Source organism: Arthrobacter sp. TB 26 (genome assembly GCF_000427315.1).
Taxonomy (GTDB): domain Bacteria; phylum Actinomycetota; class Actinomycetes; order Actinomycetales; family Micrococcaceae; genus Arthrobacter.
Genome location: NZ_AUPJ01000254.1, coordinates 4,775 through 9,774 on the forward strand (window position 1 = coordinate 4,775; position 5,000 = coordinate 9,774).

A 5,000-nucleotide genomic window follows, 5' to 3' on the forward strand; every position below is an offset into this window, starting at 1 on the left:
GGCACCCTCCCAGCCGCTGTGGACGAGGCGAAGCTCCGTGCCGGCCTCCACGGCCCGGAACGCGACCCGCAGCTCGGTGGACCAGACGGCGGAGGATCCGGGGTGCCAGGAGGCATGGAAGGAGAGCGGGGGCTGCCAGTCATCGATGGAGCCCCAGACAGCCGTCCTGCCATCGTCGGAGGTCTCCAGGATGAGATTCTCCTCGAATTCCACGTAGGAACCGGCGCCGAAGACGCCGTGCTCCTCGAGCGGCCACCAGAGGTGCGTGTGTTCGGTGAAACCCACAAAGGCGCGGGCGACCGCGCCCGGCACGATGACGGCGTAGACGACGGGTTCGAGCCCGTCCGCCGCGGCCGGCTCCGGCGTCCCGGCGGCATCAGAGGAAGCGTGGCTAAAGAGGTTGTCCATGGGGTCCAACTCTACCCGTGGCCTCCGCTCCGTCACGATCTGCGGGAGGGGTGGCCGGCAGGCTACCGGTGGTGCGGGAGGGTCGGTGTTTCTGTGGTGGGGGTTAAATGCGGGAGGACCCCCAACGTGGTTGGGGGTCCTCGACCGTTTAATGATGTTCCGGCGGTGACCTACTCTCCCACACCCTCCCGGGTGCAGTACCATCGGCGCTGTGGGTCTTAGCTTCCGGGTTCGGAATGGGACCGGGCGTTTCCCCCACGCTATGACCGCCGTAACCTTGTGTCCCGAACCCCCGTGGGGGTGGGAAATCTGGTGTTACAACTGTGGTGTTATTCAGTTGGTTTGGTTCCTCGAACAACGGGTTTGTTGTTTGGGAACCACATAGTGGACGCAAGCAGTCTTGTTTCTTCGTACCACCCCTGGGTGCGAACCCCTTTTGAATGGGTTCGCGGGGTGGTGTGTGGTGTAAGTTATCGGCCTATTAGTACCGGTCAGCTTCACGAGTCGTTAGTCCTCGCTTCCACATCCGGCCTATCAACCCAGTGGTCTGGCTGGGGGCCTCTCACACACAAGGTGTATGGAAATCTCATCTCGAAGCGAGCTTCCCGCTTAGATGCTTTCAGCGGTTATCCCATCCGAACGTAGCTAATCAGCGGTGCACTTGGCAGTACAACTGACACACCAGAGGTTCGTCCGTCCCGGTCCTCTCGTACTAAGGACAGCCCTTCTCAAATTTCCTGCGCGCGCAGCGGATAGGGACCGAACTGTCTCACGACGTTCTAAACCCAGCTCGCGTACCGCTTTAATGGGCGAACAGCCCAACCCTTGGGACCTACTCCAGCCCCAGGATGCGACGAGCCGACATCGAGGTGCCAAACCATGCCGTCGATATGGACTCTTGGGCAAGATCAGCCTGTTATCCCCGAGGTACCTTTTATCCGTTGAGCGACGGCCATTCCACAATGTACCGCCGGATCACTAGTCCCGACTTTCGTCCCTGCTCGAGATGTCTCTCTCACAGTCAAGCTCCCTTGTGCACTTACACTCGACACCTGATTGCCAACCAGGCTGAGGGAACCTTTGGGCGCCTCCGTTACTTTTTAGGAGGCAACCGCCCCAGTTAAACTACCCATCAGGCACTGTCCCTGACCCGGATTACGGGCCGAAGTTAGATGTCCAAAGTGACCAGAGTGGTATTTCAACGATGACTCCACCCGAACTGGCGTCCGGGCTTCAACGTCTCCCACCTATCCTACACAAGCCACTCCGAACACCAATACCAAACTATAGTAAAGGTCTCGGGGTCTTTCCGTCCTGCTGCGCGTAACGAGCATCTTTACTCGTACTGCAATTTCGCCGAGTTTATGGTTGAGACAGCGGGGAAGTCGTTACTCCATTCGTGCAGGTCGGAACTTACCCGACAAGGAATTTCGCTACCTTAGGATGGTTATAGTTACCACCGCCGTTTACTGGGGCTTGAATTCTCAGCTTCGCCTTGCGGCTAACCGGTCCTCTTAACCTTCCAGCACCGGGCAGGAGTCAGTCCGTATACATCGTCTTGCGACTTCGCACGGACCTGTGTTTTTAGTAAACAGTCGCTTCCCCCTGGTCTCTGCGGCCCCTGCACGCTCCGGACAGCAAGTGTCCATCACGATGGGGGCCCCCCTTCTCCCGAAGTTACGGGGGCATTTTGCCGAGTTCCTTAACCATAATTCTCTCGATCGCCTTAGTATTCTCTACCTGATCACCTGTGTCGGTTTGGGGTACGGGCGGCTAAAACCTCGCGTCGATGCTTTTCTAGGCAGCATAGGATCACCGAATCCCCCCTTACGGGAGTCCCATCGGGTCTCAGGCATCATGAACGGCGGATTTGCCTACCGTTCGCCCTACATCCTTAGACCGGGACAACCATCGCCCGGCTCGGCTACCTTCCTGCGTCACACCTGTTAATACGCTTGCCTCCCAGGATCAGGTCCCGCGCTCCACCAAAACCCTTCACCCACAAGGGGTGTCAGGCAGGTATTGGGCGGTTAGTATCCCCTGTTCAGCATGGGCGGTTTTTCGCCGGTACGGGAATATCAACCCGTTGTCCATCGACTACGCCTGTCGGCCTCGCCTTAGGTCCCGACTTACCCAGGGCAGATTAGCTTGACCCTGGAACCCTTGATCATTCGGCGGACGGGTTTCTCACCCGTCTTTCGCTACTCATGCCTGCATTCTCACTCGTGTAGGCTCCACCGCTGGTTTACACCGCGACTTCACTGCCCACACGACGCTCCCCTACCACTCCAGACGCCTGAACCAACCCACAAGGGGCGGCTTAGCTAATATCTGAAATCCACAACTTCGGCGGTGTACTTGAGCCCCGCTACATTGTCGGCGCGGAATCACTTGACCAGTGAGCTATTACGCACTCTTTTAAGGATGGCTGCTTCTAAGCCAACCTCCTGGTTGTCTTCGCAACTCCACATCCTTTCCCACTTAGCACACGCTTAGGGGCCTTAGTTGGTGGTCTGGGCTGTTTCCCTCTCGACTATGAAGCTTATCCCCCACAGTCTCACTGCTGCGCTCTCACTTACCGGCATTCGGAGTTTGGCTGACGTCAGTAACCTTGTAGGGCCCATTAGCCATCCAGTAGCTCTACCTCCGGTAAGAAACACGCAACGCTGCACCTAAATGCATTTCGGGGAGAACCAGCTATCACGAAGTTTGATTGGCCTTTCACCCCTACCCACAGCTCATCCCCTCCATTTTCAACTGAAGTGGGTTCGGTCCTCCACGACGTCTTACCGTCGCTTCAACCTGGCCATGGGTAGATCACTTCGCTTCGGGTCTAGATCACGCCACTGCAACGCCCTATTCAGACTCGCTTTCGCTACGGCTTCCCCACACGGGTTAACCTCGCGACGTAACACTAACTCGCAGGCTCATTCTTCAAAAGGCACGCCGTCACCAGAATCAGACTGGCTCCGACGGATTGTAAGCACACGGTTTCAGGTACTGTTTCACTCCCCTCCCGGGGTACTTTTCACCTTTCCCTCACGGTACTGGTCCGCTATCGGTCATTAGGGAGTATTTAGGCTTATCAGGTGGTCCTGACAGATTCGCACGGGATTTCTCGGGCCCCGTGCTACTTGGGATACTCCCCGGGCGGTACACAACATTTCGGTTACGGGGCTCACACCCTCTCTGGCCGGCCTTTCAAGACCGTTCACCTATGCCTGCACTACACACCCCACTGTCCCGGCAGAGACAGAATGGGAAGTCCCACAACCCCGACCATGCAACGCCCGCCGGCTATCACACATGGAACGGTTTAGCCTGATCCGCGTTCGCTCGCCACTACTGACGGAATCACTATTGTTTTCTCTTCCTGCGGGTACTGAGATGTTTCACTTCCCCGCGTTCCCTCCACGCACCCTATGTGTTCAGATGCGGGTCACCAGGCAGCTCGCGCCCCTGGCGGGGTTTCCCCATTCGGACACCCTGGGATCACAGTCCGGTTATCGACTCCCCCAGGCTTATCGCAGATTCCTACGTCCTTCTTCGGCTCCTAATGCCAAGGCATCCACCGTGTGCTCTTAAAAACTTGACCACAAAAGATCAAAAAAACTAATTTTCGAGAGAACCACGAAAACCAACCCACACACCCAAAAGGCGCCCAGGTCAGATCCAGGTTCATATTCTTGGAAATTGCTTCTTATAAAAGATGCTCGCGTCCACTATGTAGTTCTCAAACAACAACCCCATACCACACACCCCACACACACAACAGTGCATGATCGGTGCAGCCAGGAAACCAGAAACACAAGTCCCACACCCCACCACCGGAGACTCCCCCGTAAGGGAACCCGGCCATGAGCCATGGTCCTGTTGCCTCAGGACCCAACAGTGTGCCAAACACTACCCAGCGAAACATTCCAGCCGCGTTCCAGGACCCGCCCGAAGGAAGATCCGTACTTGCTGCCGGCACATGCCGCCAGGCACCTATTTGTTGATATTCCACCCGTGAGCACCCGCCGCAGAACTAGCGTCTGCGCAACGGGCGTACTCCTGACAACCCCGCCACACCCACATACATGAGGCACGGTGATTGTAGGCGCTCCTTAGAAAGGAGGTGATCCAGCCGCACCTTCCGGTACGGCTACCTTGTTACGACTTAGTCCCAATCGCCAGTCCCACCTTCGACAGCTCCCTCCCACAAGGGGTTAGGCCACCGGCTTCGGGTGTTACCAACTTTCGTGACTTGACGGGCGGTGTGTACAAGGCCCGGGAACGTATTCACCGCAGCGTTGCTGATCTGCGATTACTAGCGACTCCGACTTCATGGGGTCGAGTTGCAGACCCCAATCCGAACTGAGACCGGCTTTTTGGGATTAGCTCCACCTCACAGTATCGCAACCCTTTGTACCGGCCATTGTAGCATGCGTGAAGCCCAAGACATAAGGGGCATGATGATTTGACGTCGTCCCCACCTTCCTCCGAGTTGACCCCGGCAGTCTCCTATGAGTCCCCGCCATAACGCGCTGGCAACATAGAACGAGGGTTGCGCTCGTTGCGGGACTTAACCCAACATCTCACGACACGAGCTG

General features: G+C 57.1%; 3 rRNA genes and 1 pseudogene (2 of these 4 running past the window's edge). All 4 read right to left on the bottom strand.

Features of this window, described 5'->3' with window-relative positions:
- A pseudogene (locus K789_RS0109280) lies at positions 1-408 on the bottom strand (SRPBCC domain-containing protein) (it extends 93 nt beyond the left edge of the window).
- 157 nt (positions 409-565) lie between these two features.
- Positions 566-682: ribosomal RNA gene (gene rrf / locus K789_RS0109285) — 5S ribosomal RNA — on the bottom strand.
- Positions 683-868: 186 nt separating this feature from the next.
- Positions 869-4,003 (bottom strand): 23S ribosomal RNA (locus K789_RS0109290).
- A 515-nt stretch (positions 4,004-4,518) separates the two neighbouring features.
- A 16S ribosomal RNA gene (locus tag K789_RS0109295) occupies positions 4,519-5,000 on the bottom strand; it runs 1,042 nt beyond the window's last position.
- Together the 16S, 23S and 5S rRNA genes form the textbook arrangement of a ribosomal RNA operon.